This is a genomic window from Streptomyces sp. NBC_00299, assembly GCF_036173045.1.
Classification (GTDB): Bacteria; Actinomycetota; Actinomycetes; order Streptomycetales; family Streptomycetaceae; genus Streptomyces; species Streptomyces machairae.
On the sequence record NZ_CP108039.1, the window covers coordinates 3,311,938 to 3,338,428 of the forward strand.

A 26,491-nucleotide genomic window follows, 5' to 3' on the forward strand; every position below is an offset into this window, starting at 1 on the left:
CCGAGGAAGTCCCGATGCAGGATCTCGAATCCGCGGTGGCCGTCGTCGGCATGAGCGGCCGCTTCCCCGGCGCGCCGGACCTGGAGTCCTACTGGGCCAACCTGCGCGACGGCGTCTGCTCCCTGTCCGCCTTCAGCGAGAAGGAGTTGCTCGCCGACGGCGCGGACGCGGCGGAGCTGCGCAACCCCGCGTACGTCGCCGCACAGGGCCGGCTCCCGGACGCGGACCGCTTCGAGGCGGACCTGTTCGGCTTCAGCCGCACCGAGGCGGCGGCCCTGGACCCGCAGCACCGGGTGCTGCTGGAGACCGCCTGGGCCGCCCTGGAGGACGCGGGCCACGCCCCGCTGACTGCACTATCTGCCGCTGCCGCGGCGGGCCCGTCCCGCACCGGCGTGTACGTGGGCGGCAGCCCGACCGAACACGCCCTGGCCGCCGGCACGGACCCGGCGCTCGCGGCGTCGATCGGCGCCCTGCAGGTCCGTATCCTCACCGACCGCGAGTTCCTGGCGCCGTGGATCTCGTACCGCCTGGGTCTGGACGGCCCGAGCATGAACGTCCAGACGGCCTGTTCGACCTCGCTGACGGCGGTGCATCTCGCCGTACAGGCCCTCCTCCTCGGCGAGTGCGACACCGCGCTCGCGGGCGGCGTGGCCATCGGCAGTGTGCGCAAGCAGGGCTACGTCCACTACCAGGGCGGCATCTTCTCCCCCGACGGCCGCTGCCGCCCCTTCGACGAGAAGGCGGCCGGCACGGTGCCGGGCAGCGGGGTGGGCGTGCTGGTGCTGCGCCGGCTGGAGGACGCGCTGGCCGACGGTGACCCGGTGCGTGCGGTGATCCGGGGGACGGCGGTCACCAACGACGGTTCCGGCAAGGTCGGGTTCACCGCTCCGGGGGTGGACCAGCAGACGGCCGCTATCACGGAGGCGTGGGCGGCCGCGGGGCTGGAGCCGTCGGCGGCACAGTACGTGGAGGCGCACGGGACCGGGACGGAGCTGGGAGACCGGATCGAACTGGAGGCGGCGAGCGCGGCCTTCGCCGGCGGTGACGGCACCGGCATCGGCATCGGCTCGGTGAAGTCGAACATCGGGCATGCGGACGCGGCGGCCGGGGTGGCGGCGCTCATCAAGACGATCCTGATGCTGGAGAACGCGACGCTGGCCCCGACGGTGGACGTCACCAGCCCGGTCCCCGCCCTGCGGGAGTCGCCACTGCGGCTGGTGACCGAGGCGGAGGAGTGGCCGGACCGGGCGGGCCTGCCCCGGCTGGCGGGTGTGACGTCGGTGGGGATCGGCGGCACGAACGTGCACGTGGTGGTGCAGGCGGCGCCGGAGCGGCCGACCCGGCCGGATACGGCCGCGCGCCCGCTGGTCCTGCCGCTGTCGGCCCGCACCGAGCCCCAACTCGCCGCTCTCGCAGTCCGGTTGGCGAGGCGACTGCGCGAGGCGGACGCCCCGTCCCTGGCCGATGTCGCCCACACCTTGCGCACGGGCCGGGTCGCGATGCCCGTACGCGGCTATGTCGTGGCCGCCGGGGCACGGGAGGCCGCCGACAAGCTCACGGCGCTGGCCGGGGGCCGCCGGGACTCCACGACCGACCCCCGGGGCGAGGCATGGCTCAGCGGTGAGGAGGTGACCTGGCCGGCCCTCGACGGTGACGTACGGCGGGTGTCGCTCCCGACGTATCCGTTCGCGGGTGAGAGCCATGGCGCGCTGACGCTGAGGCGGCCCGCGACGGCGGAGGCAGCGACGGCGGCGCCCACCCTTCCGCCACCGTCGCCGACGCCGACGCCGTCGCCGTCGCCGGTGAACGAACTCGACGCCACGGTGGCCGAGTTGGTGATCGAGGCGCTGGATCTCGACGGCGCCGCCGATCTGGAGCAGACGTACTTCGAGGCGGGCGGTGATTCGCTGACGGCCGTCCACCTGGCCGGACGGCTCCGCGACGAGCTGGGCATCGACGTGCCGATCCAGCTGTTCCTCGAACCGATCACACTGAAGGACATGACGAACCGCATCGTCCAGATGAAGCAGAACGGCGACGCCGACGGCGCCCTCGACGCCCTCCTCTCCGAGTTCGAGGCGGAGTCATGACCGCCCCGCTCCCGGACAGCCGGACCCGATGGCTCAGGGGCGTGAGCGCGCCCGGCGCGAGGACCCGCCTGGTGTGCTTCCCCCATGCCGGCGGCGCGGCCGGCTTCTTCCACGACTGGGCCGCGCTGACGCCACCGGAGATCGAGGTCGTGTCGGTGCAGTACCCGGGCCGCCAGGACCGGTTGTCCGAGCCGTGTGCGACCACGATGGAGGAGCTGGCGGACGCGATCGCGACGGCCCTGCTGCACGAGGTCGACGACGAGCTGCCGTTGGCCTTCTTCGGCCACAGCATGGGTTCGTCGGTGGCGTACGAGGTGGCCCGCCGACTGGAGGACGTCCCCGGCCGCACCCTCACCCGCCTGATCGTGTCGGGCCGCACCCGGCCTCGTGCCCCGCAGGAGCAGGCGCCGCGCCCGCTCCCGACCGACACCGAGATCCTGGACCACGTCCGGCGGCTGGACCCCGAGGGCGCCGCCGTCTACGAACACCCCGCGCTGCGGCCGGTGATCATGCCGGCCCTGCGCGCGGACTTCGGCCTGCTGGCGAGGTACCGCCCGGCTCGTCTGCACCGGCTGGGAGTTCCGGTCACGGCCTGCGGCGGCGACCGTGATCCGGCGTGCACGGTCGAGGACCTCTCGGCGTGGGCCGACGTCACGACCGAGAGGCTGGACGTCCGGGCCTTCGAGGGGAACCACTTCTATCTCAACCCGCGCAGAGAGGAGTTGATCGCGCAGATCGCCTCGCTGCTGTCGTGAGGCGGCGCGTCGAACGGACGTACAAGTGGCGACGTGCAAGAGGTGAGAAAACTGGGCATGTTTCCCTTTCAACGACTTGAGGGGGGCATGCCCGGATGAGCGAGGCCGTCGCACGCGAGGCCACCGCACCCGCGCCGGCACCACGGAGGGTCGTCGTGACCGGCCTCGGAGCGATCACTCCACTGGGCGTCGGAGTCGGCGAGCTGTGGCGGGGACTGCTCGACGGGCGGCACGGGATACGGGAGTTGGAGGGGGAGGAGTTCGCCGGGCTGCCCGTGCGGATCGCCGGGGTCGTGCCCGTGGACCCCGCCCGGCTGCTGCCCCGGCCGGTGGCGCGGCGGATGAACCGGGCCGCGCAGTTCGGGGTGCTGGCCGCCCGGGAGGCGTGGGTCGACGCGGGGTTCGCCGAGGGCGGCACGCGGGAGAGCGGGGTCGAGCCGGAGCGGGTCGGGGTGAGCCTGGGGGCCATTCTCGGGGACGCGTCCGTACTGGTGGGCGGGGACCGGAAGTTGCGGGAGAAAGGGCCGCGCGCGGTCTCGCCGCTCACGACCCCCATGACGGTGCCCTCACAGGCCGCCTCCCAGGTCTCCCTGGACCTGCACATCACGGGTGAGGCGAGGACCGTGACGAGCGCCTGCGCGTCGGGGACCGAGGCCATAGGGCAGGCGATCGACCGCATACGGTACGGGCAGCTCGACGTGGCTCTCGCCGGCGGCGCCGAAGCCGTCGTCACCCCGGCGATCATGGCTTCCTTCGCGGCGATGCGGGCCCTGGCCGACGGTGACCCCTCGACCGGCTCACCCTCGCGTCCCTTCGCCAAGGACCGGGGCGGGTTCGTCAACGGCGAGGGTGCCGGGGTCCTCGTACTGGAGGCCGAGGAGCATGCGCGGGCGCGTGGCGCGCGGATCTACTGCGAGGCCGCGGGCTGGGGCCTGTCGGCCGACGCCCACCACATGGCCGCTCCCGACCCGTCCGGCAACGGCGTCGCCCTGGCCCTGCGCCGGGCCCTGCGGGATGCCGGGGGCCGTGTCGCGGACGTCGTCCACGTGAACGCCCATGCCACGGCCACGATCGAGGGCGACCTCGCGGAGGCGGGCGCACTGCGGGCGGTACTCGGGCAACGGGCCGTACCGGTCACGGCACTCAAGGGGCATCTGGGGCATCTCCAAGGGGCGGCGGGCGGGGTCGAGGCCGTCGCCGCCGTACTGACGCTGCATCACGGGGTGGTGCCGCCGACCGTGGGGTGCGGGGAGGTCGACGACGCGATCGGGCTGGATGTGGTGAGGGGGGTGCCCCGGGCGTTGCCGGCGGACGGGGACCTGGTGCTCAGCAATTCGTTCGGGTTCGGGGGGCACAACGCGGTGCTGACGTTGCGGCGGACCTAGCGGCAGCCGCGGCGATCCACTTCATGCTGTGCGCTTGCGCGACGCCGTCTTCTTGGCCACGGTCTTCTTCGCGGTGCTCTTGGCGGTGCTCTTCGCCGTGGTCGACTTGGCCGCTGTCTTCTTCGCGCCCTGGGCCGTCTTCGCGGTCGACTTCTTGGCCGACGCCGACGACGCGGTCTTCTTGGCCGCCGCCTTCTTGGCCGCGGCCGTCGACTTCTTGCCGGCCGCCTGCTTGGGGGCCGCCCGGGCCGTCTTGCGCTGGGGCAGGGATCTGACCTCCGCCTCCCCCGGCTCTTCGCCGCGCGACTCCTTCGCCGCCCGCACACTCTTCTCCAGGGCCGCCATCAGGTCGAGGACCTTGCCGGACTTCGCCGGTTCGGGCGTCTGAGGCGGGGCCTCGCCGGCCGCCTTCGCGGCGACGACCTCCTCCAGGGCCTCGCGGTACTCGTCGTGCAGTTCGTCGAGCTCGATCTCGCCGAGAGTGTCCATCAGGGCGTCCGCGAGGTCCAGCTCCTTGTCGTTCACGGTGACGTGCGCGTCCGGCGCGACGCCCTCCGGGGCCCGGACCTCGTCCGGCCACAACAGTCCGTGCATGGCGATGGCGTCCTCGACCACGCGCAGCATGCCCAGGCGTTCACGGCCGCGGAGGGCGTACTTGGCGATCGCCACCTTCTGGCTGCGCTTCAGCGCCTCCCGCAGCAGGGTGTACGGCTTGGCCGCGGGTGCGCCGCCCGCGGCGAGGTAGTACGCGCTGTCCATCTGGAGCGGGTCGATGCGGTCGGCCGGCACGAACGCCACGATCTCGATCGTCTTCGCGGTCGGGAGCGGCAGGTGGGACAGGTCCTCGTCCGTGATCGGGATGATCGTGCCGTCCGCATCCTCGTAGCCCTTGCCGATCTCGGCCTGGCTGACCTCGCGGTCCTCCAGTTCGCAGACCTTGCGGTAGCGGATACGGCCGCCGTCCTCCGTGTGGATCTGACGGAAGGCGATCGAGCGGTTCTCCGTGGCGTTCACCAGCTTGATCGGGATGCTGACCAGGCCGAACGAGATGGCGCCGTTCCAGATGGATCGCACGTGCAGCACCCTTTCGATCGTTTTGCCAGGATCGCCCGGACATCCCTCACATTTTCTGGAATTCTCATCGTATGACGCCGATCACAGAGGTGGAGGGGCGACGGCTGGCGCTCAGCAATCTGGAGAAGGTGCTGTATCCGGCGACCGGCTTCACCAAGGGCGAGCTGCTGCACTACTACGCCACCACGGCCGACGCCCTGCTGCCGCATCTGCGGGATCGGCCGGTGTCCTTCCTGCGGTACCCAGACGGTCCGGACGGCCAGGTGTTCTTCACCAAGAACGTTCCGCCGGGCACTCCCGAGTGGGTCACCACGGCCGAGGTCCCTCGTGTCGAGGGGCCGGCCCGCATGGTGTTCGTGCAGGACCTCGCGAGTCTGATGTGGGCGGCCAACCTCGTCACCGAGTTCCATACGCCCCAGTGGGTGATCGGGGCGCCGGGTGAAGCCGACCGGCTGGTCTTCGACCTCGACCCCGGTTCGCCCGCCGGGGTCGTCGAGTGCTGCGAGGTGGCGCTCTGGCTGCGGGAACGGCTGGCGGCGGACGGCATCGAGGCATATGCCAAGACATCCGGCTCGAAAGGGCTGCATCTCGCCGCGGCGATCCATCCCGCCTCGTCCGAGCGGGCCACCGAGTACGCCAAGGAGCTCGCCGTGGCGGCCGAGAAGGCCATGCCCCGGCTGGCGCTGCACCGGATGACGAAGAGTCTGCGGCCCGGCAAGGTGTTCGTGGACTGGAGCCAGAACGCTGCCCGCAAGACGACGGCCACGCCGTACACGCTGCGCGCTCGGCGTGAGCCGGCCGTGTCCGCGCCGGTCACGTGGGAGGAGGTGGAGGGCTGCCGCTCTCCCGACGGGCTGACGATCCTCGCGCCGGATCTGGCTGCGCGTCTGGAGGAGTACGGCGACCTCTTGGCTCCGCTTCTCGACGGGGACGGTGCGGGGTCGTTGCCGTAGCCGTCCTCGCCCCCGCCGCGCCCCTACCCGTCCCGTCCTTGAAGGGGCTCCGCCCTTCGACCCCACCAAGGGGCTCCGCCCCTGGACCCCCGCTCCTCAAACGCCGGAGGGGCTGAGTTTCCAACGCCGACCCCACTACTCAGCCGGCGGCAAGCCACACCCCCCGGTCCCGAGCCATCGCATGCAGCGCCTCCACATCCGCCGGCTTCAGCACCCCGCCCGTCCGGGCCAGCCCGGCCACCTCCGTGTCCTTGACGACGCGGACCTCCCGGAGCGGCCCGGCGATGGTCACGTCGGACGGGGCGACCAGGGCGAGGACCGGGTGGACCTCGGCGGTGAGGGCGTAGGACGCACGGTCGGCGTCGGCTCGGACGCGGCGGAGCAGGGGGTGGGAGTCACGGCGGCCGAGGGTGACCATCGGGTCGGCGACGGTCACCTTCTGCTTGCGGGCGTGCAGAGTGTGCAGCGCGAACAGCCCGCCGGGGCCGACCACGAGGTGATGGATGCGGTCGCCGCCGGGCAGCGGCACGGAGTGCAGCGTGTGCCAGCCCGCGCCGTCCAGCCGGTCCAGCGCCTCCCCGACCGTCTGCTCCGCCGCCAGCGCCCGGCGGCGGGGGTCGGGACGGCTCAGTCGGTGGGCGGGCCCGGGATCCCGGTCGAGGGAGACCAGGAGCGCCTCGCCGGGACGGTTGGGCGCCAGGTCGTCGTCCGGATGCAGGGTCAGCCGGGCCAGCTCGGCGGGCGTGGGGACGGGGGGCGGTCCCACCGTCACCGGGCCGGTGACGAAGGGCCCGAGCGCCTCCAGCACATCCTCCCGGCGGTCGTCGCTGAGCAGGTTGATCCGGGCCGCCTCACGGTCGTACCAGGCGATGTTCCGCCCGTCCGTGAGGCAGACGTAGAGCCGCTCCTGGCCGTGTCGCCAGGTCGGTATGACGCGCAGTCCGCTCATGCACCATCACCCCACTGACCATGGGAACAGGCGGGGTGCTGCGCGTGCAAGAACCCGGTTACCTTTGAGAGGAGTTGGGCAGACCCCCCTCGACGGGTGTTGGGGAGGCGCCGTTGCGTACCCGCAGGAAGCAACCCGACGTACCGGCTCCGGACAGCCCGTGGAGCGAGATCGTGCCCGGCCTGTGGATGGGCGGTCACGAGTTCCGGGGGCAGTCGGGCCAAGTGGAGTTCGCCGTCGTACGGGACGAGTTCGATCTCGTACAGACTCTGCTGCGCCTGCCCGGCCACGGGCCCGATACCGGCGTGGAGCACCACGTGTGGCCCATCCCCGACGGTCCGCTGGACGGCACCCAGCTCGCGGGGGTGATACGCCTGGCCGAGGCCGCGTGCGAGGCGCTGGACGGGGGCCGCAGGGTCCTCGTCCGCTGCTACCACGGCTACAACCGCTCGGGGCTCGTCATCGCCCACGCCTTGGTGCGCCGGAGCCACTCCGCCGAGCAGGCGATCCGGCTGATACGCTCCCGCCGCTCTCCGTGGGCCCTGCACAACGAGCTGTTCGTCGACTACCTCCGCGCCGGGCTGTCGACCGCCCGGCTCCTTGAGGAGCTCGCCGAGTAATCGTTTCGCCCGTCCGCCCACCGGGTGCGCAAAAAGGACTTCCGTCCGAATAGTGTGTATGGGCCGACCACCACTCGATCCCCAGGAGAACCGTGCCCCGCAGCCGCCCCGTGCGCCTCGTCGTGCTCGTCGCCCTGCTGCTGGCGGCCGCGACCGCCTGTGGTGATGCCGGGGAGCTCCAGGGCGCGGGCCCGACCGAGGTCGCGGTGAGCCCGGACAAGCTGTGGCCGAAGCTGACGCCGGCGTCCAGCCCCGCCTACGTCGTCGGCGAGGTGAACAGGGAGGTCGTGAAGGGCATCGACCTCCCCGAGGGCGACATCCGCGATGTGCAGCCCGTGGCGGTCGTACGCCAGGAGATCGCCGCCCACCGGGACGAGTACAGCGGCAAGGACGCGATGTACCGCGAGACCGGCAGGCTGATGGCCGACTGCGACGAGGGCGCCGGGCGTGGCAAGTGCCCGGTGCTGCGGCCGTACTACCGGGATCTGACCGGCGACGGGCGCCCCGAGCTGACGCTGGGCTTCCGGCTGATGCCGGGCAAGACCACCGCGGTGCGCGTCTACACCGTGGAGAAGCACCGGCTCGTGCAGGTGATGGCCTGGGACGACGCCGTCAGCGGCGTCGAGCTGGCCGGGCGGTCGGTGATCATACGCTCGCCGTCCGAGGTCGCCGGGTACGAGTACCGGCTGCAGTGGACCTGGGACGCGGACCAGAAGGCGATGCTGCTCACGCACGACGAGATGCTGCGCACCGGGCCGGGCAAGAAGACGCCCCGCCCCTCCCCCTCACGCTCCGCGTCGCCTTCCCTCTCCCCGTCCGCCACCCCGTCGGCGAGCACCCCATGAGACTCGGACTCCCCCAGTGGGCCGGTCCGCTCGCCGTGAAGGCGGCCCTCTTCATCACGGTGATGTGCTGCGCGCTCGCCGCGCTGCTCGGCATCCTCGTGCACGTCTCGGTGACGAACCAGACCGTCGGCCAGGCCCGCGACCAGGCGCTGTCCCGGCTGGAGGACGCGACGACCGCGTTCGAGGCCGGGGACACCCTCCCGACCGGCGTCGGCCTGGATCCGCCGGAGCTGCCCGAGTCGCTGCGGGAGCTGGCGGTGGCCGGGGAGCGCGGCACGATGGTCGCCGACCACCGGGGGCGCCCGACGATGTGGGCGGCCGGCCCCGCCGACGGCGAACGTGCCCTCGCGGTCGAGGTCGACTACTCGCAGCAGGCCCGCACCATCGAGGGGCTGGACCGGGCGATCGTGTGGTCGTCGGCGCTGGCGATCGGGGCGACGGTGCTGGTGGGCGTGTTCGCGGTGACGCGGGTGACGCGCCGGCTGCACGCCACGGCCCGGGTGGCCCGGCGGATCAGCGGGGGCGACCTGGACGCACGGGTCGACGATCCCCGTACGAAGGATCCGACCCGGCCGCAGGACGAGGTGGCCTCCGTCGCCGCCGCCCTCGACTCCATGGCGTCCTCGCTGCAGATCAAGCTGCTCGCCGAGCAGCGGTTCACGGCGGACGTGGCGCACGAGCTGCGTACGCCGTTGACCGGGCTGCACGCGGCGGCCGAGCTGCTGCCGGCGGGGCGCCCGACGGAGTTGGTGCAGGACCGGGTGGCGGCGCTGCGCACGCTGACCGAGGATCTGCTGGAGATCTCGCGGCTGGACAGCGGACGCGAGCGGTCGGAGCCGGACTCCGAGCCGCTGGGCGCGTTGGCCGAGCGGGTGGTGCGGGCGTCCGGGACCGGGACCGAGGTCGTCGTCGTACGGGACGCCGTGGTGGAGACCGACCGGCGGCGGCTGGAGCGGGTGTTGGGGAATCTGGTGGCGAACGCGCACAAGCACGGGCGCGGGCCGGTCGTCCTGACGGTGGACGGGCCCGTGGTGACGGTGCGGGACCACGGCGTGGGCTATCCGGAGTACCTCGTCGCGCACGGGCCGCAGCGCTTCCGTACGGAGGGCGGCTCCAAGGGGCACGGGCTGGGGCTGACCATCGCGCTGGGGCAGGCGGAGGTGCTCGGCGCGCGGCTGACGTTCACCAATTCGGCGGACGGCGGAGCCGTGGCGACGCTGACGCTCCGCTAGGAGCGATCGCGGACAGGGCGCCCCCTCCTCGCCCCCTCCTCGCTCCATCGGACCCAAGCCACGCTGGTGCTGAGCCATAAGGCACACAAGACGGACTAATTGGGTAAGTTCCGGACATGACCAAGGCCGGATCCACCCTGGTGGCAGCGGACGCGCCCGCTCCCGCCGCACGTCTCCCCCGGCGCCGTGGCATCGAACTGGCCCTCATCGTGGTGGCCGTCCTGCTCTCCGTGTACGGCTACTGCGCGGTCGGCCTCGCCAAGAACGGCACCGTCCCGCCCGGCGCCGCCGGCTACGGCGCCGGGCTCGGCGTACTCGCCCTGGTCGCACATCTGGCGGTGCGCCTGCGCGCCCCCTGCGCCGACCCGCTGCTGCTGCCGATCGGCGTGTTGCTCAACGGGCTCGGCCTGGTCCTGATCTACCGGCTCGACCTGGAGACACCGGACGACCGGGCGGCGCCCGCCCAACTCGTGTGGTCCACGCTGGGGGTGGCCCTGTTCATCGTGGTGGTCCTCCTGCTGCGCGACCACCGCGTGCTCCAGCGCTACTCCTACGTGTGCGTCGTGGCCGCGCTCATCCTCCTCACCCTCCCGATCTTCTTTCCGTCCGTGAACGGCGCCCGCATCTGGATCCGGATCGCCGGATTCTCCATCCAGCCCGGCGAGTTCGCGAAGGTGCTGCTCGCGGTGTTCTTCGCGGCGTACCTGGCCGCCAACCGCAGTGCGCTGGCGTACACGGGCCGCCGTGTCTTCGGCGTCAACCGGCTGCAACTGCCCACCGGGCGCGTCCTCGGCCCGATCGTCGCCATCTGGCTGCTGAGCGTGGGCGTCCTGGTCCTCGAACGCGACCTGGGCACCTCGCTGTTGTTCTTCGGCCTGTTCGTGGTCCTTCTCTACGTCGCCACCGGCCGCACCGGCTGGATCGCGCTCGGCCTGCTGCTCGCGGCGCTCGGCGCGGTGGCCGTCGGGCAGTTGGAGCCGCATGTGCACGGCAGGGTCGAGGACTGGCAGCATCCGTTCGCGTCGATCGAGGCGGGCGAGGGCCCGAACCAGCTGTCCCAGTCGCTGTTCGCCTTCGCGGCGGGCGGCATGCTCGGCACCGGCCTGGGCCTCGGCCACTCGATCCTGATCGGCTTCGCGGCCAAGTCCGACTTCATCCTGGCGACGGCCGGGGAGGAACTGGGCCTGGCGGGCCTGTCCGCGATCTTCCTCCTGTACGGCCTGCTGGTGGAGCGCGGCTACCGGGCGGGCCTCGCCCTGCGCGACCCCTTCGGGCGGCTGCTCGCGGTGGGGCTCGCCTCGATCGTGGCGCTCCAGGTGTTCGTGATCGCCGGCGGGGTGACGGGCCTGATCCCGCTGACCGGCATGGCGATGCCGTTCCTCGCGCAGGGCGGCTCGTCGGTGGTCACCAACTGGGCGATCGTGGCGCTGCTGATCCGGCTGAGCGACCGGGCACGCAGCCGCCTCGGCGTCCCCAAGAGCGAGGAGACCGCCGTGCCGACGGAACCCGGTGCCACCGCGGAGGCCGCCCGATGACCCGGCACATCCGGCACGCCGGCTTCTTCTGCGCGCTGCTGCTGATCGCGCTGCTCGTGAACGCCGCCCGCATCCAGGTCTTCGAGGCGCCGTCCTACGACGACAACATCGCCAACCGCCGCACCACGATCGCCCGTTACGGGCAGCCGCGCGGCGACATCCTGGTCGACGGTGCCCCGGTCACCGGATCCCGGGACACCGGCGAGCACCTCCGCTACGAACGGACGTACACGAACGGCCCGATGTACGCCCCCGTCACAGGCTTCGCCTCGCAGGTGTACGGCACGACCCTGCTGGAGCACACCGAGGACGGGGTCCTGGCGGGCACGAACCCGCTGCTGACGCCGTTCCCGCTGTGGAACGGCGTCGCCGTGCGCGACCGCAACCCCGGCGGCAATGTCGTCACCACGCTCCGCAAGGCGGCGCAGGAGGCGGCGTACGAGGGCCTCGCCGGCCGCAAGGGCGCGGTGGCGGCCATCGAACCGTCGACGGGCCGGATCCTGGCCCTGGTGTCCGCCCCGTCGTACGACCCGTCGGTCCTGTCCGGGAACCGCTCGGCGGTGGCCAGGTCCTGGTCGACCCTGAACCGCGACGCCGACAAGCCGATGCTGAACCGGGCGGTGCGCAAGACGTATCCGCCGGGTTCGACCTTCAAGGTGATGACGGCAGCGGCGGCCCTGGACTCGGGCGTGGTCGAGGACCTGGACGACCGCACCGACTCCCCGGAGCCGTACACCCTCCCGGGCACCAGGACCTCGCTCACGAACGAGTCCAAGGGCTGCCGGAACGCACCGCTGCGCAAGGCCTTCGAGTGGTCGTGCAACACGGTGTTCGCCAAGCTGGGCGTCAAGGTCGGCGTGGACCGGATGGCGGCGACCGCGGGCGCCTTCGGCTTCAACGACCCGAACCTCAAGATCCCCTACTCGGTCGCCGAGAGCACCTTCGACACCAAGGTGGACAAGGCCCAGCTCGCCCTGTCGTCGATCGGCCAGTACAACACCCGCGCCACGCCCCTGCAGATGGCGATGGTCGCGGCGGCCGTGGCGAACGGCGGCCAGGTGCGGTCGCCGTACCTGGTGGAACGCACGACCAGGGCGGGCGGCTCCACGGTCTCGACGGCCGGGTCCCGCCCGATGCGGCAGGCCATGCGCCCGTCGACCGCCGTCCTCCTCAAGCAGCTCATGGTGGACGTGGTCCGCGAGGGCACCGGCACCAACGCCTGGATCCCCGGCGCGACGGTGGGCGGCAAGACCGGCACGGCCCAGCACGGTCTCGGCAACTCCGGTACGCCGTACGCCTGGTTCGTGTCCTGGGCGCAGGGCGACACCGACCTGGAGCCCAAGGTCGCCGTCGCCGTGGTGGTGGAGGACGCGGACGCCGACCGGGGCGAGATCAGCGGCGGCGGGGACGCGGCGCCGATCGCGCGGGCGGTGATGGAGGCGGTACTGAAGTCGCCCTCGCCCGACGACAGTTGACGCAGGCGACGACCGTGCCCACCCACTGAGACACCCGCTGCGCCCTCCACTCCACCCGACCTATCGTTCGGTCCATGACGACATCAGCGACCCCGGAAGCCGCCTACGAACTCGCCCAGGTCAACATCGCCCGCCTCAAGGCCCCGCTGGACTCCCCGCAGTTGAAGGACTTCGTCGACAGCCTCGACCCGGTGAACGCCGACGCGGACGCCGCCGACGGTTTCGTGTGGCGGCTGGAGGGCGAGACGGGCGACGCGACGGACGTGCGCGTCTTCGGCGACGAGTGGCTGATCATCAACATGTCGGTGTGGCGGGACACGAACGCGCTGACCGCGTACATGTACCAGGGCCGCCACCGCGAGATGCTGGCCCGCCGCCGCGTGGGGGTCCCCCCACGCCTTTAAGGCAGTGGGGGAGGTTCGAAAAGGTGCAGGAGGCGATGGTGACCCTGTGGTGGGTCCCCGCGGGCCACCGCCCGACGGTCGCGGAGGCCGAGTCCCGGCTTCTGCACCTGCGCACGAACGGCCCGACTCCCTACGCCTTCACCCTGCGCACCTCGTTCCCGCCGCAGGGGGCGAAGCCGCTGCTCGGCGAGGTGCCGGACGGCCTGGGCTGCTCGGTCTAGGACGGACCGGCGTCGGACGGACCGACCTCCGCTCCCGCCTCGATCGCGTCCTCGACCTCCGCCACCCGCTCCCGCTCCTCCGCCGCGAACCGCTCGGCGTCGAGCTTCTCGGCGATCTCCTCGTCCTGAGCCATCAGCAGGTCCAGATTCGAGTCCCCCATCTCGAACACCCCCATGTCCACATAGGCCTGCTGAAGGCGCTCGCCCCACAGTCCGATGTCCTTGACGCAGGGGACGATGCGCGAGAAGAGCAGCCGCCGGAACAACTGCAGAAACTCGGACCGCTCACTGATCTGCTCGGCCTCGCCCTTCGGAATGCCGAAGTTCTCCAGGACCTCGACACCCCGCAGCCGGTCCCGCATCAGATAGCAGCCCTCGATGACGAACTCCTCACGCTCCCGGAGCTCGGCCTCGCTCAACTGCTTGTAGTAGTCCCGAAGCGCCATACGCCCGAAGGCCACGTGCCGCGCCTCGTCCTGCATCACATAGGCCAGGATCTGCTTGGGCAGGGGCTTGTCGGTGGTGTCCCGGATCATCCCGAAGGCGGCCAGCGCGAGCCCCTCGATCAGCACCTGCATGCCGAGGTAGGGCATGTCCCAGCGACTGTCCCGCAGCGTGTCACCCAACAGCGACTGCAGATTGTCGTTGATCGGATAGAGCATCCCGATCTTCTCGTGCAGAAAGCGCCCGTAGATCTCGGCGTGCCGCGCCTCGTCCATGGTCTGCGTGGCCGAGTAGAACTTCGCGTCCATGTCCGGCACCGACTCCACGATCCGCGCGGCGCAGATCATCGCACCCTGCTCGCCGTGGAGAAACTGACTGAACTGCCAGGAGGCGTAGTGCTTGCGCAGCTCGCCCTTCTCCCGCTCGCTCATTTTGGCCCAGTACGGCGTCCCGTAGAGCGCCATCGACTCGTCCGGCGTACCGAGCGCGTCGTACGGATCGACCTCCAGCTCCCAGTCGATCCGCAGCTGCCCGTCCCACTGCTTGTCCTTGCCCTTCTGGTACAGGGCCAGAAGCCGGTCCCGCCCGCCGTCGTACTCCCAGCTGAAACGGGCCGCGCCGGACGCCGGCACCTGCCAGATCGATTCCCCCGGATCCTTGACGTACAGGTCGTAAGTCGGCATGCCTCGCAGGCTCACACGCGATAGACGCGGGGTCAACAAGTCCTGCGCAAGGGATTGACGAGCTTGCTGACAGGCAGTCTCATAACAGTCGGACGACGTACCCCCGGGTAACAGAGGTGAGAGACCGATGACGACCCTGACGGAAGCCGACGCGGTCGACGGACTGCGCGACGCACTCGGCCTGCTCAAGGACCGCGAGCAGGTGGCCGAGCGGCTGCTCGCCTCTTCCGCCAAGCACTCCTTCGATCCCGACAAGGAACTGGACTGGGACGCGCCCTACGAGGAGGGCAAGTGGTTCTGGCCCCCCGAGCTGGTCTCGCTCTACGACACCCCGCTGTGGAAGCGCATGAGCGAGGAACAGCGCGTCCTCCTCTCCCAGCACGAGGCGGCGGCCCTCGCGTCCCTGGGCATCTGGTTCGAGATCATCCTCATGCAGCTCCTGGTCCGCCACATCTACGACAAGGCGGCAACGAGCGCACACGTCCGCTACGCGCTCACCGAGATCGAGGACGAGTGCCGCCACTCCAAGATGTTCGCCCGCCTGATCTCCCACGGCGACACACCCTGGTACCCCGTCAGCCGCGCACACCAGAACCTGGGCCGCCTCTTCAAGACGATCTCCACCACCCCCGGCTCCTTCACGGCCACCCTCCTCGGCGAGGAGGTCCTCGACTGGATGCAGCGCCTGACCTTCCCGGACGAGCGTGTCCAGCCCCTGGTCCGGGGCGTGACCCGCATACACGTGGTCGAGGAGGCCCGCCACGTCCGCTACGCCCGTGAGGAACTGCGCCGCCAGATGGTGACGGCCCCGAGGTGGTCCCAGGAGTTCACCCGAATAACCTCCGGCGAGTTCGCCCGCGTGTTCTCCGTGGCCTTCGTCAACCCCGAGGTCTACACGAACGTAGGCCTGGACAAGCGAGAGGCCATGGCCCAGGTCAAGGCCAGCGCCCACCGCCGCGAAGTCATGCAGACCGGAGCAAAACGCCTGACGGACTTCCTGGACGACATAGGAGTACTGCGCGGAGCGGGCCGCCGCCTGTGGAGGTCATCGGGCCTCCTGGCGTAGGCGCACCCTCGTACGGCGGTCGGGGGACGTGCCGGGGTGTCCGCGCAGGCGCGACGCGCACCCCCACCGGACGGCGACGGGCCGCCGCAGGCATGCTCGCCCCACCCCGGCGACTACCCTGCTGGTCATGACGCCCTCGGCCCCCACCCCCGCCTACCGCCGCCTGAGCGTCGAGGAACGCCGCTCCCAACTCCTCAACGCCGCCCTCACGCTCTTCGCCCACCGAGCCCCCGAGGACGTCTCCCTGGACGACGTGGCGGAGGCGGCCGGCGTCTCCCGCCCCCTGGTGTACCGCTACTTCCCGGGCGGCAAGCAACAGCTCTACGAGGCAGCCCTGCGCTCCGCCGCGGAAGAACTGCAGCACTGCTTCGACGAACCCCGCGAAGGCCCCCTCGTCCCCCGCCTGTCCCGCGCCCTCGACCGCTACCTGACCTTCGTCGACGAGCACGACGCCGGCTTCAGCGCCCTGCTCCAGGGCGGCAGCGTGGTGGAGACGTCCCGGACGACCGCCATCGTCGACGGCGTACGCCGCGCCGCGGCGGAGCACATCCTCCGCCACCTGGGCATCTCCGACCCGAGCCGCCTCCTCCGCATGACCGTACGGATGTGGATAACTGCGGTCGAGGCGGCCTCGCTCATCTGGCTGGACGAGGGCAAGCAGCCCCCCGTGGAGGAACTGCGGGACTGGCTGGTGGAGCAGTTCGTGGCCGCGCTCTCCGTCACCGCGGACCGAGACCCCCAGACCGCCGCGCTGGCCGAGAACCTGGCAGAGCAGGAGGCCGAGCAGCACGCCGAGCCCTCCGCCGGGCAGCCGACCGCGGATAGCTGAGACTGGTGCCGTGAAGAGCGAAGACACCCCCTTCGAGGGCGGCCCCATGGACGGCCGGGTCCTGCCCGTACTGCTGGGCATCACGGGCCACCCGCCCAAGACGTACCGCATCCCCGTCCCCGACCCGCACGGCGGCGAGCCCACGGTCCTCGTCTACCGCCGCGTACCCCGCACACCGGGCGCCCGCGTGGGCCTCTCCCAGCGCTGGAAGTACGAGTACGACCCCGAGGGCAAGCACAGCCGCCGCCTGAACTGGCCCTGGTCCAAGCCAGACACCACGCCGCAGAGCAAGCCACACGACTCGAACGAGTGAAGTGACTGAGCCGAGCCGCGCACACCTACCGCGCGAACCGGCCTCCCCCGCCTGATGCTCACGGTACGGAGCAGAATCCTTCTCCGCACCGGAGGTGATGACGTGTCAGGAAGGCGAAGGCTGCTGCATCGTGCCCGCACGACGGCGGTGTCGGCGGCAACGGCGACCGCGACGATCCTCGCGTCGGCAGCCGCGTCCGCACCCGCGACGGCGGCGCCCGAGCCCGCCGCCGACCCGCAAGAGCAATCCACGGCACGTCTCCTGACAGACCTTCAGCGTCTCTACCTCGAGACCGAGAAGGCGACGGAGACCTACAACGCGACCGAGGAGAAGCTCAAGAAGCAGCGCACCGAGGTCACCCGCCTGGACAGCGCCCTGTCCCGCGCCCGCCTCTCGCTGCACGACAGCAGGGGCGCGGCCGGCCGCCTGGCCCGCCAGCAGTACCAGAACACCACCGACATCTCCCCGTACGTGCGCCTGCTCCTGGCCCGTGACCCCCAGCACGCCCTGGACCAGGGCCACGTCATCGGCCTGCTGGCACGCGAGCGCGCCGAAACGGTCGGCCGGCTGACCGGCACGGAACACAAGGCCGACGAACTGGCCCACAAGGCCCGCGAGGCCCTGGACCACCAACTCGTGCTGGCCGAACGCCAGAGGAAGAACAGGGACGCCGTACACAAGCGGCTCAAGAAGGTCGAGGAGCTCCTGGCGTCCCTGACAGCCGACCAGCTCACCGCCCTGGCCGAGTTCGAGAAGAAGAGCGTCAGCGAAGCCCAGAAAGACCTCATGGCATCCGGCGAACTGGCCAAGGAGGACCACAAACCGTCCTCCGAGGCCAACCGTGCGATCCGCTACGCCAGGAAGCAGCTCGGCAAGCCGTACAAGTGGGGCGCGGAAGGCCCGAAGTCATACGACTGCTCGGGCCTGACATCCGAGGCCTGGGCCCACGCCGGCACCCGGATCCCCCGCACCAGCCAGGAACAGTGGGCGCGGCTCGACCGCATCCCCCTGACCGAACTGCGCCCGGGCGACCTGGTCATCTACTTCCCGGACGCCACACACGTGGCCATGTACGTCGGCAAGGGCAAGGTGATCCAGGCCCCGCGCCCCGGCGAGAAGATCAAGGTCTCCCCGATCGCGTCGAACCCGCTCCTGGGTGCGGTACGTCCCGAGGTCAGCCCCCGGAAACCTCCGCGAGATAAGCCCCGGTCTTCTCCGGCTCATAAAAGAAGTTCTCAAAGTCGGCCGGATCATTGAACCCGTTGGCGAACCGATCGGCCACCGGCGGCAACTGCCCGGCCGCCCCGATGAGGTTGAGGATGTGCTCCGGCGGCGGCGCCAGCATCGCGTTCGTCCACTTGGTGACGTGCTGCGCGGTGGCCCAGTACCGGTCGAAGGTGGCGCGCATCCACGCCTCGTCGAACTCCTTGTCCCCGTGCTCCAGGATCGAGGAGAGATAGGCGGCGGCGCACTTGGACGCGGAGTTGGAGCCCTGTCCGGTGATCGGGTCGTTGGCCACCACGACATCGGCCACACCCAGCACGAGCCCGCCGCCGGGAAGCTGACCGACGGGGTTGCGCACGGTCGGCGCGTACCGGCCGCTCAGCGTGCCGCCCGCGTCGGTGAGCTCGACCTTGGTCGCCCGGGCGTACTCCCACGGCACGTACTTCTCCATGAGTTCCAGGGTCAGGGAGAGGTGCTCCGCCGGGTCCTTCACGTCGTGGAAGACGTCGAGCGGCCCGCCGGGTATGCCCTCCCAGAACAGGATGTCCGCGCGCCCGGAGGTCGTCAGGGTGGGCATGACGAACAGCTCGCCGACGCCGGGGACGAGGTTGCAGCGGACGCCTTCGGTGTCCGGGTGCTCCGGACGCGGGCCCAGGCCGTGGACGTACGCCACGGCAAGCGCGCGCTGCGGCTCGCTGTACGGCGACCGCTCGGCGTCCCGCCCGAACATCTGGACGAGCTCGCCCTTGCCGGCCGACACCAGCACCAGGTCGTACGTACGGGAGAAGTAGTCGAGGTCGCCGACCGCCGCGCCATGGATGACGAGCTGGCCGCCGCGCTGTGCGAACGTCTCCATCCAGCCGGCCATCTTCACCCGCTGGTCGACCGACTGCGCGAAGCCGTCGAGGCGTCCCAGCCAGTCGATCGCCCGCGCCGCGGGGCCCTCGCCCCAGGAGCCGGGGGCCGCCACCGAGACGCCGAGTCCCTCGATCTTCGGGGCCTGGGACTCCCAGAAGTTCAGCTGGAGATCGCGCTCGTGCTGGAGTGCCGTGTGGAACATGCACTGCGTGGACATGACCCGGCCGGAGCGGATCTCGTCCGCCGTCCGGTTGGACATCAGGGTGACCTCGTACCCGTTCGACTGGAGTCCGAGGGCGATCTGGAGTCCGGACTGGCCGGCTCCGACGACGAGTATCTTCCGCATCCGGGGTTGTTCTCCTACTCGGGGGTTTCGTCGAGCGCGTGACCTACGAGGCTCAGGAGAGTCTCGATCACCGAGATCCGGCGGCGCGCATCCATGATCATTACAGGTATGTGCGCCGGGATCGTCAACGCCTCACGCACGTCCTGCGGCTCGAACAGCTCGCTGCCGTCGAAGTGGTTCACCGCGACGACGTACGGCAGGCCGCAGCTCTCGAAGTAGTCCAGCGCCGGGAAGCAGTCCTTCAGCCGCCGGGTGTCGGCGAGTACGACCGCGCCGATCGCGCCGCGCACCAGGTCATCCCACATGAACCAGAACCGCTGCTGGCCCGGCGTGCCGAACAGGTAGAGCACCAGGTCGTCGTCGAGCGTGATGCGGCCGAAGTCCATGGCCACGGTGGTGGTCAGCTTGCCGGGCGTCGAGGTGAGGTCGTCGGTCTCCTCGCTCGCCTCGGTCATCAGCGCCTCGGTCTGCAGGGGCGTGATCTCCGAGACGGCGGTGACCAGCGTGGTCTTGCCGACACCGAAGCCACCGGCCACGACTATCTTCGTGGCTATGGGGGCCCGGGTGCGATCGGTCTGCCAGGGCTGTTCGGGCCCCTCTTGGCCGAGGAGCGGGGAGACACCGCGAGCGGCGTCAGAGACGACGGAGTCCACTCAGCACCCTTTCCAGCAGAGCACGGTCCGGCCGGCCCGTGCCGTGGCCGGTTCCCGTGCCGTACACCCGGATCTTTCCCTGGTCCGCGAGATCGCTGAGGAGCACGCGGACCACGCCGAGCGGCATCTTCAGCAGCGCGGCGATCTCGGCCACCGTACGCATCCGGCGGCACAGTTCGACGATGGCCCGCAACTCCGGCATCACCCGGGTGTTGAGGGACCCGTTCGTCAGTTCCTTGCGCTCCTGCGGGGCCTCCAGCGCCGCCACGAGCGTCTCCACGAGGAGGACGTGGCCGAAGCGGGTACGGCCGCCGGTGAGCGAGTAGGGGCGTACGCGGGCGGCTTTGCGGTCGCCGCCGCGGACGGGGAGTTGCTGCCTGTTCTTCGGGGCGTTGCTCATCGCGTACTCCCTGCCGACGCGGCCTCTAGGGATTTCCGTAGCTCGCTGCGGAGTTCGGGGGTGAGGACGTGGCCGGCCCGGCCGACGAAGAGCGCCATGTGGTAGGCCACCACGCTCATGTCGCAGTCCGCGGAGCCGTGCACGCCGAGCAGCGAGCCGTCGCTGATGGACATCACGAACAGGCTGCCCTCGTCCATCGCGACCATCGTGTGCTTCACGCCGCCGAACTGCATCAGCTTGGCGGCACCGATGGTGAGGCTGCCGATGCCGGACACGATGGTGGCGAGGTCGGCGGAGGAGCCCCGGGGTCCGGTGGGCCGGTCGGTCCTGGCTTCCCGGGCAGCCTCGTTGCGGGCGTGGTCCGAGGAGAGCAGGAGCAACCCGTCGGAGGAGACCACCGCGACTGACTGGATGCCCGGCACCTCCTCGACCAGATTCGTCAACAACCAGTGCAGATTGCGGGCTTCACTGCTCAGTCCGAAGGTACTGGGCGCGGTCAACTGCTTGCCTCCTCGGCTGTGCCCCCCGTGGCTGCTTCGGTTTCCGTGCTCGGTGCCGGGTTCTGGCCCGTGTGTTCGGCGATCTCTGCCTGTACGTCGCGGTAGCCGGCCGCCGCTCCCTGGCGGAAGCCGCCCAGCCTCCTGCGGAGGGCGTCTGCGTCGACGCTGCCGGTCCGCTGGCGCGGGGCCTGGGTGGGGGCGGTGATCTTCGGCGTGCGCTTGGGGAGGCCCTTGTCGGTGACGAGTTCATCCGCGTCGTCGGGGACTCGTTCGTGCACCGCCTCGGCTTCGCCTTCGCCTTCGGCGGCCGCGGGTTCGGCGGCTACCGGTTCGGCGGCTGCTGTCGGTTCCTCCCCCGTCGCCTGCGCCGGGATCAGCAGCTCCATCGTCGTCTCGGCGGGATGCTCCCGCTCCTGCTCGGCCTCGGGTGCCGCAGGCCGGCGTACGGCCTCCTCGGCGTCGCCGGTCTCGCGTACCGCCCGCTCCGCCAGCGCCACCAGCGGGTCCTCACCCTTGGCGCGGCCGGGCAGGACATTGGAGTTGGCCTCCGCGTCGGCGCCCGGGAGGGAGAAGGTGTGGGCGCCGGTGCGGTGCGGCGTGTCCGAGGGGACCGCCGCGGGTGGGGCCGCCGCCAGCAGGCCTCCCGGCAGGACCGCGACCGCCGCGATGCCGCCCTGCTTCTGCTCGCGCAGCTGAACGCGGACGCCGTGACGGTGGGCGAGGCGGGCGACGACGTACAGACCGAGGCCCAGGCCTTCGTCGCCCTCCTGGTCGTAGGAGTTCTCGGGGTCGAAGTCGGCGAGGCGGGAGTTGAGGCGGGACATGCGCTCGTCGGTCATGCCGATGCCCTCGTCCTGGACGGAGAGCATCACCTCGCCGCTCTCCAGCAGCCAGCCGGAGATCTCGACGGGCAGGTCGGGCGGGGAGAACGAGGTGGCGTTCTCCATCAGCTCGGCCAGCAGGTGGGAGAGGTCGTCGGCCGCGAAGCCCGCCACGTGCGCGTGCGGCGGCAACGCGGCGATACGGACCCGCTCGTACCGCTCGATCTCGCTGACCGCCGCGCGCACGACGTCGACCAGCGGAACCGGTCCGGCGTGCTGCTGGACGTGCTCGGTCCCGGCCAGGACGAGGAGGTTCTCGCTGTGCCGGCGCATGACCGTGGCGAAGTGGTCCAGCTTGAACAGGGTGGCGAGGCGCTCGGGGTCCTGCTCGCGCTCCTCAAGGCCCTCGATGACGCCGAGTTGACGCTCGACCAGGCCGAGGGTGCGCAGGGCCAGGTTGACGAAGGTGCTGCCGATGCTGTCGCGCAGACGGTCCAGCTGGGCTGCGGACTCGGCGAGTTCGGTGCGCAGCTCCTCACGGGCGTCGGCCATCTTCTGGCGCTGCCCGACGAGGTGCTTGCGGTCGGACTCCAGGGTGCCGATGCGCTCGTGGAGGGCGAGGGCGTGCGCGTGCAGGGCGTTGACCGAGTCGACGACCTGGGCGAACTCGTCCTTGCGGCCGGTGAACTTGACCGGCTCCTGAGCCGCCGGGTCCTCGGCCGCCGCGAGCCGGGCGGAGCCGAGGCGCAGTACGGCGAGGGGCCGGGTGAGACTGCGGGCCATGCCCGTGGCGACGCCCACGGCGAGCAGCATCAGGGCGCCGAGGATCGCGATGCGGATCTCCAGCGCGGTGACGTCGTCGTCGCGCAGCTCCTCCAGGGCCTTGGTGCGGCGGTCGTAGAGGGCGGACTCGACGCCGCGCATCATGTCGACGCGGGCGGAGAGGGCCGCCTCGACGCGCCTGGCGTCGGTGGCCAGGTCGCGGTCGGACAGCGTCGCCTGGTCGGTGAGGGCGGCGAGATACCGCTCGGCGGTGCCGATCTCGGGGCCGGTGACCGTGGAGTCGTACGAGGTGCGCGCGGTCTTCGGGGCGGAGTCGCGGAAGTCGGCGACGGCGGCGTCGGAGCGCAGGCGCGCCTGCTGGGCGGCGGCGCTGAGGGCGGCACGCTGCTCGGCGTCGGCGTCCGAGGAGGTCTCGCGGGTGACCGGGACGCCGGTGACCGGGTCGATGACGGTCTCGGTGGTGGTCGGCACGCTCAGGGCGGCGAGCAGCAGCCCCCGGGTGGCGGCGGCCTGCTGCACGGCGGAGTCCAGCTCGGCCAGCGCGTAGGCTCCGGAGCCCGCGCGGGGCGGCATCTGCTCGGCCAGCCGCTCGGCGAGCCGGTGCAGTTCGCTGATGGTGGCCGAGTAGGCGTTGTGCGCTTCCAGCGCGCTGCTCTTGCCGGTGAGCGCGCCCCTGCGCACGGCCGCGATGCCGTCGAGGTCGTCGTGCAGGGAGGCGGGCGCGTCGGTGTCGGCGCGCAGTTCCTCGACCTGCCGGTCGACGCGGGCGCTGCGCTGCTCGCTGGGCGCCTTGGACTTGGGACGGCCGGCGGCGACGTACGTCGTGACCTCGTCGCGCTCGTCGGCCAGGGAGTGGGCGAGGGTGAGCGCGTCCTCGGTCTGTGCGGCGAGGGTCACCAGCTCCTGGGAGTCGTGCAGTTGCCCGGAGGCGGCGACGACCGAGGGGACGCCGGCCGCGGCGATGGCGGCGGCCACGACGGCGACGGCGACGATCAGCCGGTTCCGTACGTGGGTGGGGCGCCCCCTGCCGGCGGGTGTGGCGTCGGTGGTGGTGCCGGGAGTGGGCTGCGTGCCCCCCGTGGAGGCCGTCTTCTTGCCTGAGCGACGTGGCCGCATCTTCTGCACCGGTGCTCGCATTCCTGACTCGTGATACCCATGGGTCCGGATGACGCTCCGTCAACTACCGCCGACCTCGCGTGCACCCCTTCCCCAAGCTCTCGGCATTGCTCGAGCTGGGGGTGTCCTCACCGGTCCCCGACCCTCCCAGTGCCGGTGGGCAACGGCCGCGCATCACCTGACCCGCCACCCGAAGGAGTGAACCCCGGAGGGGAGTTGGCGGGCAAGTTCCTCTGGCGCGTGCACACGCCTTGCAGGGCGGGCCGGTTGGACGTCCGGGGCAGGCGGTGGCAGTATTCGCCGCCACGTCTTCCCGGAGCACTCCATTCCATCCCAAATCAGACGCCTGACCTGCGCGGCTGCACCTATTCGGCATCTCCTGCGCCCCCTTCGTGACCCTTGTGAAGGGCTCGTGCAGACTGACTGAATGCGAACAGAGCTTGTTTCGGAGCCCGGCGATCCGGTCCGCCCCAACGAGGACTTCGCGAGTGTCGGCCTTCCCGCCTCGGGACAGGGCGGCGTACTGGTGATCCTGGACGGCGTGACCCCACCGAGAGGCGAGACGGGCTGTCTGCATTCCGTTCCCTGGTTCACCGCACGGCTCGGCGGAGCCCTGACCGAACTGACCGTTTCACTCCCTGATGTGCCGCTCGCCGACGCCCTGGCCCGTGCAATCGCGCGTACCGCCGAGGCTCACGTGCAAATCTGTGACCTTTCTCACCCACGAACCCCACAGGCCACAGTGGTTCTGGCCCGCTGGTCGGCGGAGGCGCTGGAGTACCTGATCCTGTCCGACTCGGCCCTCCTGGTGGAGTCGGCCGACGGCGCGGTCACCCCGTACCTGGACGATCGCCTGACCCGCCTCCCCCGCGCCTCCCTGGCCACGGACGCCCTGATCGACGCGCACGTCCGCAACAAGGAGGGCGGCTTCTTCACGGCCGCCGCGGATCCGTCGGTGGCGGCGCGGGCGGTGACGGGGGTCCTGCCGCGCGGCGAGGTGCTGGCGCTGGCCGCGCTGACGGACGGGGCGACCCGGTGGGTGGAGAAGTTCCGCGAAGGCGACTGGGGGGACTGCTTCACCTTCGTACGGAAGGAGGGGGCGCAGGGGCTGGTGGACCGGGTACGGGCGCTGGAGCGGGCCGACGCGGAGGAGCGGGCGTTCCTGGGGCGCAGCAAGACGCACGACGACGCGACGGTCGTGTACGTGCAGTGGTGAGCGCTCCCCGGTTGGGCTACTTCTCCATCCCCCGGTTCAACTGGTTCAGCAGCCGCGCCAGCTCCGCGACCTCGAGCCGGTCCCAGTGGGAGAGCTGCGCGACATAGCGCTCCCGCCGTGCCTCGCGCACCTTGGCGACCCGGCCTCGCCCCTCCTCGGTGAGGTGCACCAGCCACGCCCGCCCGTCGGCGGGGTCGGGTTCGCGGGCGACCAGCCCCAGATCCTCCAGGGCGCGCAGCTGGCGGGACATGGTGGCCTTGCCGACGCCGATGTATGCGGCGAGTTCGGTGGCACGCAGCCGCCCGGACTCATCCAGACGGACCAACAGGCCGTACGCCGCCGATTCCAGGTCCGGATGGACCTCGCGGGCCATCTCCCCCTGCTTGGCCCGGGCCCGCCGGAACAGGACCGTCAACTCGCGTTCCAGATCGAGGAACTCGGGCCGGCCCGGACCACCACCGGACACTCCTTCGGCGGAGGCGCCCCCGGGTTCGACTCGCGGCCCGTCGCCGTTTCCGTCTTCGTGCACGTCAGCCCCTGCCTCGATTTTTCGGTCCTGAAAGTTTCCGCCGACCGCCCTGATGTGCCGCAGCTCCGCCAGTATTTCGCAGGCATGGACCAACGGCAGCCTTCGGACCCCCTTCCACCTGCTCTTCTGCGCGCCTAGCGTCCATGCCGTGGCCACGCACCGAGTCCCTGGCTGACATGCGCACGCCACAGACATGCCCGTTTCCCCACCGAGCGTCACCGAGCCTTCGGAGGCACGCTAATGCCCGTGCACAGACCCGAACCGCTCCGCCGCCGGCGCCCGCACCTCGCCGGGCCCCTGCTCGCCGCCGTCCTCTCCCTACTCCTCGCCGCCCACCCCTCTCCCGCCACCGCCGACGACACCCCGCCCCGCGGCTCCGCCCACATGGGCATGGGCGTCCTGGCCCACGACGGCGAGGAGAGCGTCCCCGCCGATGTCCTGGCCACCCAGTTGGAAGGCGTGGACGTCTCCAGCCACCAGGGCGACGTCGCCTGGCCGACCCTGTGGAACAGCGGGGTCAAGTGGGCCTACGTGAAGGCCACCGAGGGGACCTACTACACCAACCCCTACTTCGCCCAGCAGTACAACGGCTCCTACAACGTCGGCATGATCCGCGGCGCCTATCACTTCGCCACCCCGGACACCACCAATGGAGCAACCCAGGCCAACTACTTCGTCGATCACGGCGGTGGCTGGTCCCGCGACGGCAAGACGCTGCCGGGTGCCCTCGACATCGAGTGGAACCCCTACGGCGACGCCTGCTACGGCAAGACCCCGGCCGCGATGGTCACCTGGATCCGCGACTTCGTGACCCAGTACAAGACCCGCACCGGCCGCGCCCCCGTCATCTACACGGCCACCAGCTGGTGGAAGCAGTGCACCGGCAACCACAGCGGCTTCGCCTCCGCCAATCCCCTGTGGATCGCGCGGTACGCCGCCGCCGTGGGCGAACTCCCGGCCGGCTGGAGCTACTACACCATGTGGCAGTACACGTCCTCCGGGCCGACCGTCGGCGACCACAACAGGTTCAACGGGGCGCTGGACCGCCTCCAGGCTCTGGCCAACGGCTGACCCACACCCGCACCTGAATCCGTATCCGTATCGGCATCGGCATCGGCATCGGCATCCGCCTACGGCGAAGGCCCGGGCCTCCCTCACGAGAACCCGGGCCT

At 71.1% G+C, this 26,491-nt stretch carries 23 protein-coding genes and 2 pseudogenes; 16 read left to right on the top strand and 9 right to left on the bottom strand.

Annotation, left to right across the window (positions count from 1 at the left end):
- The first annotated feature begins 14 nt into the window (after positions 1–14).
- From OHT51_RS14360 to OHT51_RS14370, 3 genes and pseudogenes are all read left to right on the top strand, one after another.
- On the top strand, positions 15–2,090 hold the full coding sequence (locus tag OHT51_RS14360) for a beta-ketoacyl synthase N-terminal-like domain-containing protein (RefSeq protein ID WP_328879327.1): 2,076 nt from the start codon (positions 15–17) through the stop codon (positions 2,088–2,090).
- On the top strand, positions 2,087–2,845 hold the full coding sequence (locus tag OHT51_RS14365; protein ID WP_328879328.1) for a thioesterase II family protein: 759 nt from the start codon (positions 2,087–2,089) through the stop codon (positions 2,843–2,845). The genes OHT51_RS14360 and OHT51_RS14365 overlap by 4 nt, the downstream gene beginning before the upstream one ends.
- 134 nt (positions 2,846–2,979) lie before the next feature.
- Positions 2,980–4,230, top strand: a pseudogene (locus tag OHT51_RS14370) (beta-ketoacyl-[acyl-carrier-protein] synthase family protein); the annotation flags it as partial.
- Between the two features lie 21 nt (positions 4,231–4,251).
- On the opposite strand, the gene ku reads toward OHT51_RS14370, so the two are convergent.
- Entirely contained in the window at positions 4,252–5,304 is a 1,053-nt protein-coding gene (gene ku, locus OHT51_RS14375) for a non-homologous end joining protein Ku (RefSeq protein WP_443052479.1), read from the bottom strand.
- Between the two features lie 71 nt (positions 5,305–5,375).
- On the opposite strand from ku, the gene ligD reads away from it, so the two are divergent.
- Positions 5,376–6,257 (top strand): non-homologous end-joining DNA ligase, encoded by an 882-nt coding sequence (gene ligD, locus OHT51_RS14380; protein ID WP_328879330.1) that lies wholly within the window; start codon positions 5,376–5,378, stop codon positions 6,255–6,257.
- A 139-nt stretch (positions 6,258–6,396) separates the two neighbouring features.
- Here ligD and OHT51_RS14385 read toward each other — a convergent pair whose 3' ends face one another.
- Entirely contained in the window at positions 6,397–7,206 is an 810-nt protein-coding gene (locus OHT51_RS14385; RefSeq protein ID WP_328879331.1) for a nuclease-related domain-containing protein, read from the bottom strand.
- A 113-nt stretch (positions 7,207–7,319) separates the two neighbouring features.
- On the opposite strand from OHT51_RS14385, the gene OHT51_RS14390 reads away from it, so the two are divergent.
- The 6 genes and pseudogenes from OHT51_RS14390 (at position 7,320) to OHT51_RS14415 (ending at position 13,538) form a co-directional block, all read left to right on the top strand.
- Entirely contained in the window at positions 7,320–7,826 is a 507-nt protein-coding gene (locus OHT51_RS14390; protein ID WP_328879332.1) for a protein-tyrosine phosphatase family protein, read from the top strand.
- 92 nt (positions 7,827–7,918) lie between these two features.
- Positions 7,919–8,671 carry a hypothetical protein gene (locus OHT51_RS14395; RefSeq protein WP_328879333.1) on the top strand — a complete coding sequence of 251 codons (753 nt, stop codon included), beginning with the start codon at positions 7,919–7,921 and terminating at the stop codon, positions 8,669–8,671.
- Positions 8,668–9,903: a HAMP domain-containing sensor histidine kinase gene (locus tag OHT51_RS14400; protein WP_328879334.1), complete on the top strand. Its 1,236-nt coding sequence runs from the start codon at positions 8,668–8,670 to the stop codon at positions 9,901–9,903. Before OHT51_RS14395 ends, OHT51_RS14400 begins: the two co-directional genes overlap by 4 nt.
- Positions 9,904–10,019: 116 nt before the next feature.
- Positions 10,020–11,438 (top strand): FtsW/RodA/SpoVE family cell cycle protein, encoded by a 1,419-nt coding sequence (locus tag OHT51_RS14405; protein ID WP_328879335.1) that lies wholly within the window; start codon positions 10,020–10,022, stop codon positions 11,436–11,438.
- A complete protein-coding gene (locus OHT51_RS14410) occupies positions 11,435–12,913 on the top strand; it encodes a penicillin-binding transpeptidase domain-containing protein (RefSeq protein WP_328879336.1) in 1,479 nt (492 codons plus the stop codon). Before OHT51_RS14405 ends, OHT51_RS14410 begins: the two co-directional genes overlap by 4 nt.
- A gap of 74 nt (positions 12,914–12,987) precedes the next feature.
- A pseudogene (locus tag OHT51_RS14415) lies at positions 12,988–13,538 on the top strand (DUF3291 domain-containing protein).
- On the opposite strand, the gene OHT51_RS14420 reads toward OHT51_RS14415, so the two are convergent.
- The gene (locus OHT51_RS14420) at positions 13,535–14,665 is read right to left on the bottom strand and encodes a ferritin-like domain-containing protein (protein ID WP_328879337.1); all 1,131 of its coding nucleotides are present in this window, start codon (positions 14,663–14,665) and stop codon (positions 13,535–13,537) included. The pseudogene OHT51_RS14415 and the gene OHT51_RS14420 sit on opposite strands and share 4 nt — an antisense overlap.
- A 127-nt stretch (positions 14,666–14,792) precedes the next feature.
- Between OHT51_RS14420 and OHT51_RS14425 the strand changes: the two genes are divergently transcribed.
- The 4 genes from OHT51_RS14425 (at position 14,793) to OHT51_RS14440 (ending at position 18,130) form a co-directional block, all read left to right on the top strand.
- Positions 14,793–15,731, top strand: coding sequence for an AurF N-oxygenase family protein (locus OHT51_RS14425; protein ID WP_328423484.1), 939 nt, complete (start codon positions 14,793–14,795; stop codon positions 15,729–15,731).
- Between the two features lie 127 nt (positions 15,732–15,858).
- Positions 15,859–16,560 (top strand): TetR/AcrR family transcriptional regulator, encoded by a 702-nt coding sequence (locus OHT51_RS14430; protein WP_328879338.1) that lies wholly within the window; start codon positions 15,859–15,861, stop codon positions 16,558–16,560.
- A 10-nt stretch (positions 16,561–16,570) separates the two neighbouring features.
- Positions 16,571–16,873 (top strand): hypothetical protein, encoded by a 303-nt coding sequence (locus OHT51_RS14435; protein ID WP_328879339.1) that lies wholly within the window; start codon positions 16,571–16,573, stop codon positions 16,871–16,873.
- Between the two features lie 102 nt (positions 16,874–16,975).
- A complete protein-coding gene (locus OHT51_RS14440; protein ID WP_328879340.1) occupies positions 16,976–18,130 on the top strand; it encodes a C40 family peptidase in 1,155 nt (384 codons plus the stop codon).
- On the opposite strand, the gene OHT51_RS14445 is transcribed toward OHT51_RS14440, so the two are convergent.
- Genes OHT51_RS14445 through OHT51_RS14465 form a run of 5 tightly spaced genes read right to left on the bottom strand, consistent with a single transcriptional unit; the run spans position 18,048 to position 23,595 of the window.
- Positions 18,048–19,301, bottom strand: coding sequence for a styrene monooxygenase/indole monooxygenase family protein (locus OHT51_RS14445; RefSeq protein ID WP_328879341.1), 1,254 nt, complete (start codon positions 19,299–19,301; stop codon positions 18,048–18,050). The two genes, OHT51_RS14440 and OHT51_RS14445, sit on opposite strands and share 83 nt — an antisense overlap.
- Positions 19,302–19,315: 14 nt before the next feature.
- Positions 19,316–19,954 (bottom strand): GTP-binding protein, encoded by a 639-nt coding sequence (locus tag OHT51_RS14450; protein ID WP_328879342.1) that lies wholly within the window; start codon positions 19,952–19,954, stop codon positions 19,316–19,318.
- Entirely contained in the window at positions 19,935–20,354 is a 420-nt protein-coding gene (locus OHT51_RS14455) for a DUF742 domain-containing protein (protein WP_328879343.1), read from the bottom strand. The genes OHT51_RS14450 and OHT51_RS14455 overlap by 20 nt, the downstream gene beginning before the upstream one ends.
- A complete protein-coding gene (locus OHT51_RS14460; protein WP_328879344.1) occupies positions 20,351–20,854 on the bottom strand; it encodes a roadblock/LC7 domain-containing protein in 504 nt (167 codons plus the stop codon). Before OHT51_RS14460 ends, OHT51_RS14455 begins: the two co-directional genes overlap by 4 nt.
- A complete protein-coding gene (locus tag OHT51_RS14465) occupies positions 20,851–23,595 on the bottom strand; it encodes a sensor histidine kinase (protein WP_443052480.1) in 2,745 nt (914 codons plus the stop codon). Before OHT51_RS14465 ends, OHT51_RS14460 begins: the two co-directional genes overlap by 4 nt.
- Before the next feature lie 406 nt (positions 23,596–24,001).
- Here OHT51_RS14465 and OHT51_RS14470 point away from each other — a divergent pair, with 406 nt between their 5' ends.
- On the top strand, positions 24,002–24,790 hold the full coding sequence (locus OHT51_RS14470; RefSeq protein WP_328879346.1) for a hypothetical protein: 789 nt from the start codon (positions 24,002–24,004) through the stop codon (positions 24,788–24,790).
- Between the two features lie 16 nt (positions 24,791–24,806).
- Here OHT51_RS14470 and OHT51_RS14475 read toward each other — a convergent pair whose 3' ends face one another.
- Entirely contained in the window at positions 24,807–25,319 is a 513-nt protein-coding gene (locus OHT51_RS14475) for a MarR family winged helix-turn-helix transcriptional regulator (RefSeq protein ID WP_328879347.1), read from the bottom strand.
- A gap of 240 nt (positions 25,320–25,559) precedes the next feature.
- On the opposite strand from OHT51_RS14475, the gene OHT51_RS14480 reads away from it, so the two are divergent.
- Positions 25,560–26,390 carry a lysozyme gene (locus tag OHT51_RS14480; RefSeq protein WP_328879348.1) on the top strand — a complete coding sequence of 277 codons (831 nt, stop codon included), beginning with the start codon at positions 25,560–25,562 and terminating at the stop codon, positions 26,388–26,390.
- Positions 26,391–26,491 lie beyond the last annotated feature (101 nt).

Coding starts and splice junctions, on each gene's coding strand:
- OHT51_RS14360 (WP_328879327.1), top strand. CDS start 15: ATGCAGGATCTCGAATCCGCGGTGGCCGTCGTCGGCATGAGCGGCCGC.
- OHT51_RS14365 (WP_328879328.1), top strand. CDS start 2,087: ATGACCGCCCCGCTCCCGGACAGCCGGACCCGATGGCTCAGGGGCGTG.
- ligD (WP_328879330.1), top strand. CDS start 5,376: ATGACGCCGATCACAGAGGTGGAGGGGCGACGGCTGGCGCTCAGCAAT.
- OHT51_RS14385 (WP_328879331.1), bottom strand. CDS start 7,206: ATGAGCGGACTGCGCGTCATACCGACCTGGCGACACGGCCAGGAGCGG.
- OHT51_RS14400 (WP_328879334.1), top strand. CDS start 8,668: ATGAGACTCGGACTCCCCCAGTGGGCCGGTCCGCTCGCCGTGAAGGCG.
- OHT51_RS14405 (WP_328879335.1), top strand. CDS start 10,020: ATGACCAAGGCCGGATCCACCCTGGTGGCAGCGGACGCGCCCGCTCCC.
- OHT51_RS14410 (WP_328879336.1), top strand. CDS start 11,435: ATGACCCGGCACATCCGGCACGCCGGCTTCTTCTGCGCGCTGCTGCTG.
- OHT51_RS14420 (WP_328879337.1), bottom strand. CDS start 14,665: ATGCCGACTTACGACCTGTACGTCAAGGATCCGGGGGAATCGATCTGG.
- OHT51_RS14425 (WP_328423484.1), top strand. CDS start 14,793: ATGACGACCCTGACGGAAGCCGACGCGGTCGACGGACTGCGCGACGCA.
- OHT51_RS14430 (WP_328879338.1), top strand. CDS start 15,859: ATGACGCCCTCGGCCCCCACCCCCGCCTACCGCCGCCTGAGCGTCGAG.
- OHT51_RS14445 (WP_328879341.1), bottom strand. CDS start 19,301: ATGCGGAAGATACTCGTCGTCGGAGCCGGCCAGTCCGGACTCCAGATC.
- OHT51_RS14455 (WP_328879343.1), bottom strand. CDS start 20,354: ATGAGCAACGCCCCGAAGAACAGGCAGCAACTCCCCGTCCGCGGCGGC.
- OHT51_RS14465 (WP_443052480.1), bottom strand. CDS start 23,595: ATGCGAGCACCGGTGCAGAAGATGCGGCCACGTCGCTCAGGCAAGAAG.
- OHT51_RS14470 (WP_328879346.1), top strand. CDS start 24,002: ATGCGAACAGAGCTTGTTTCGGAGCCCGGCGATCCGGTCCGCCCCAAC.
- OHT51_RS14480 (WP_328879348.1), top strand. CDS start 25,560: ATGCCCGTGCACAGACCCGAACCGCTCCGCCGCCGGCGCCCGCACCTC.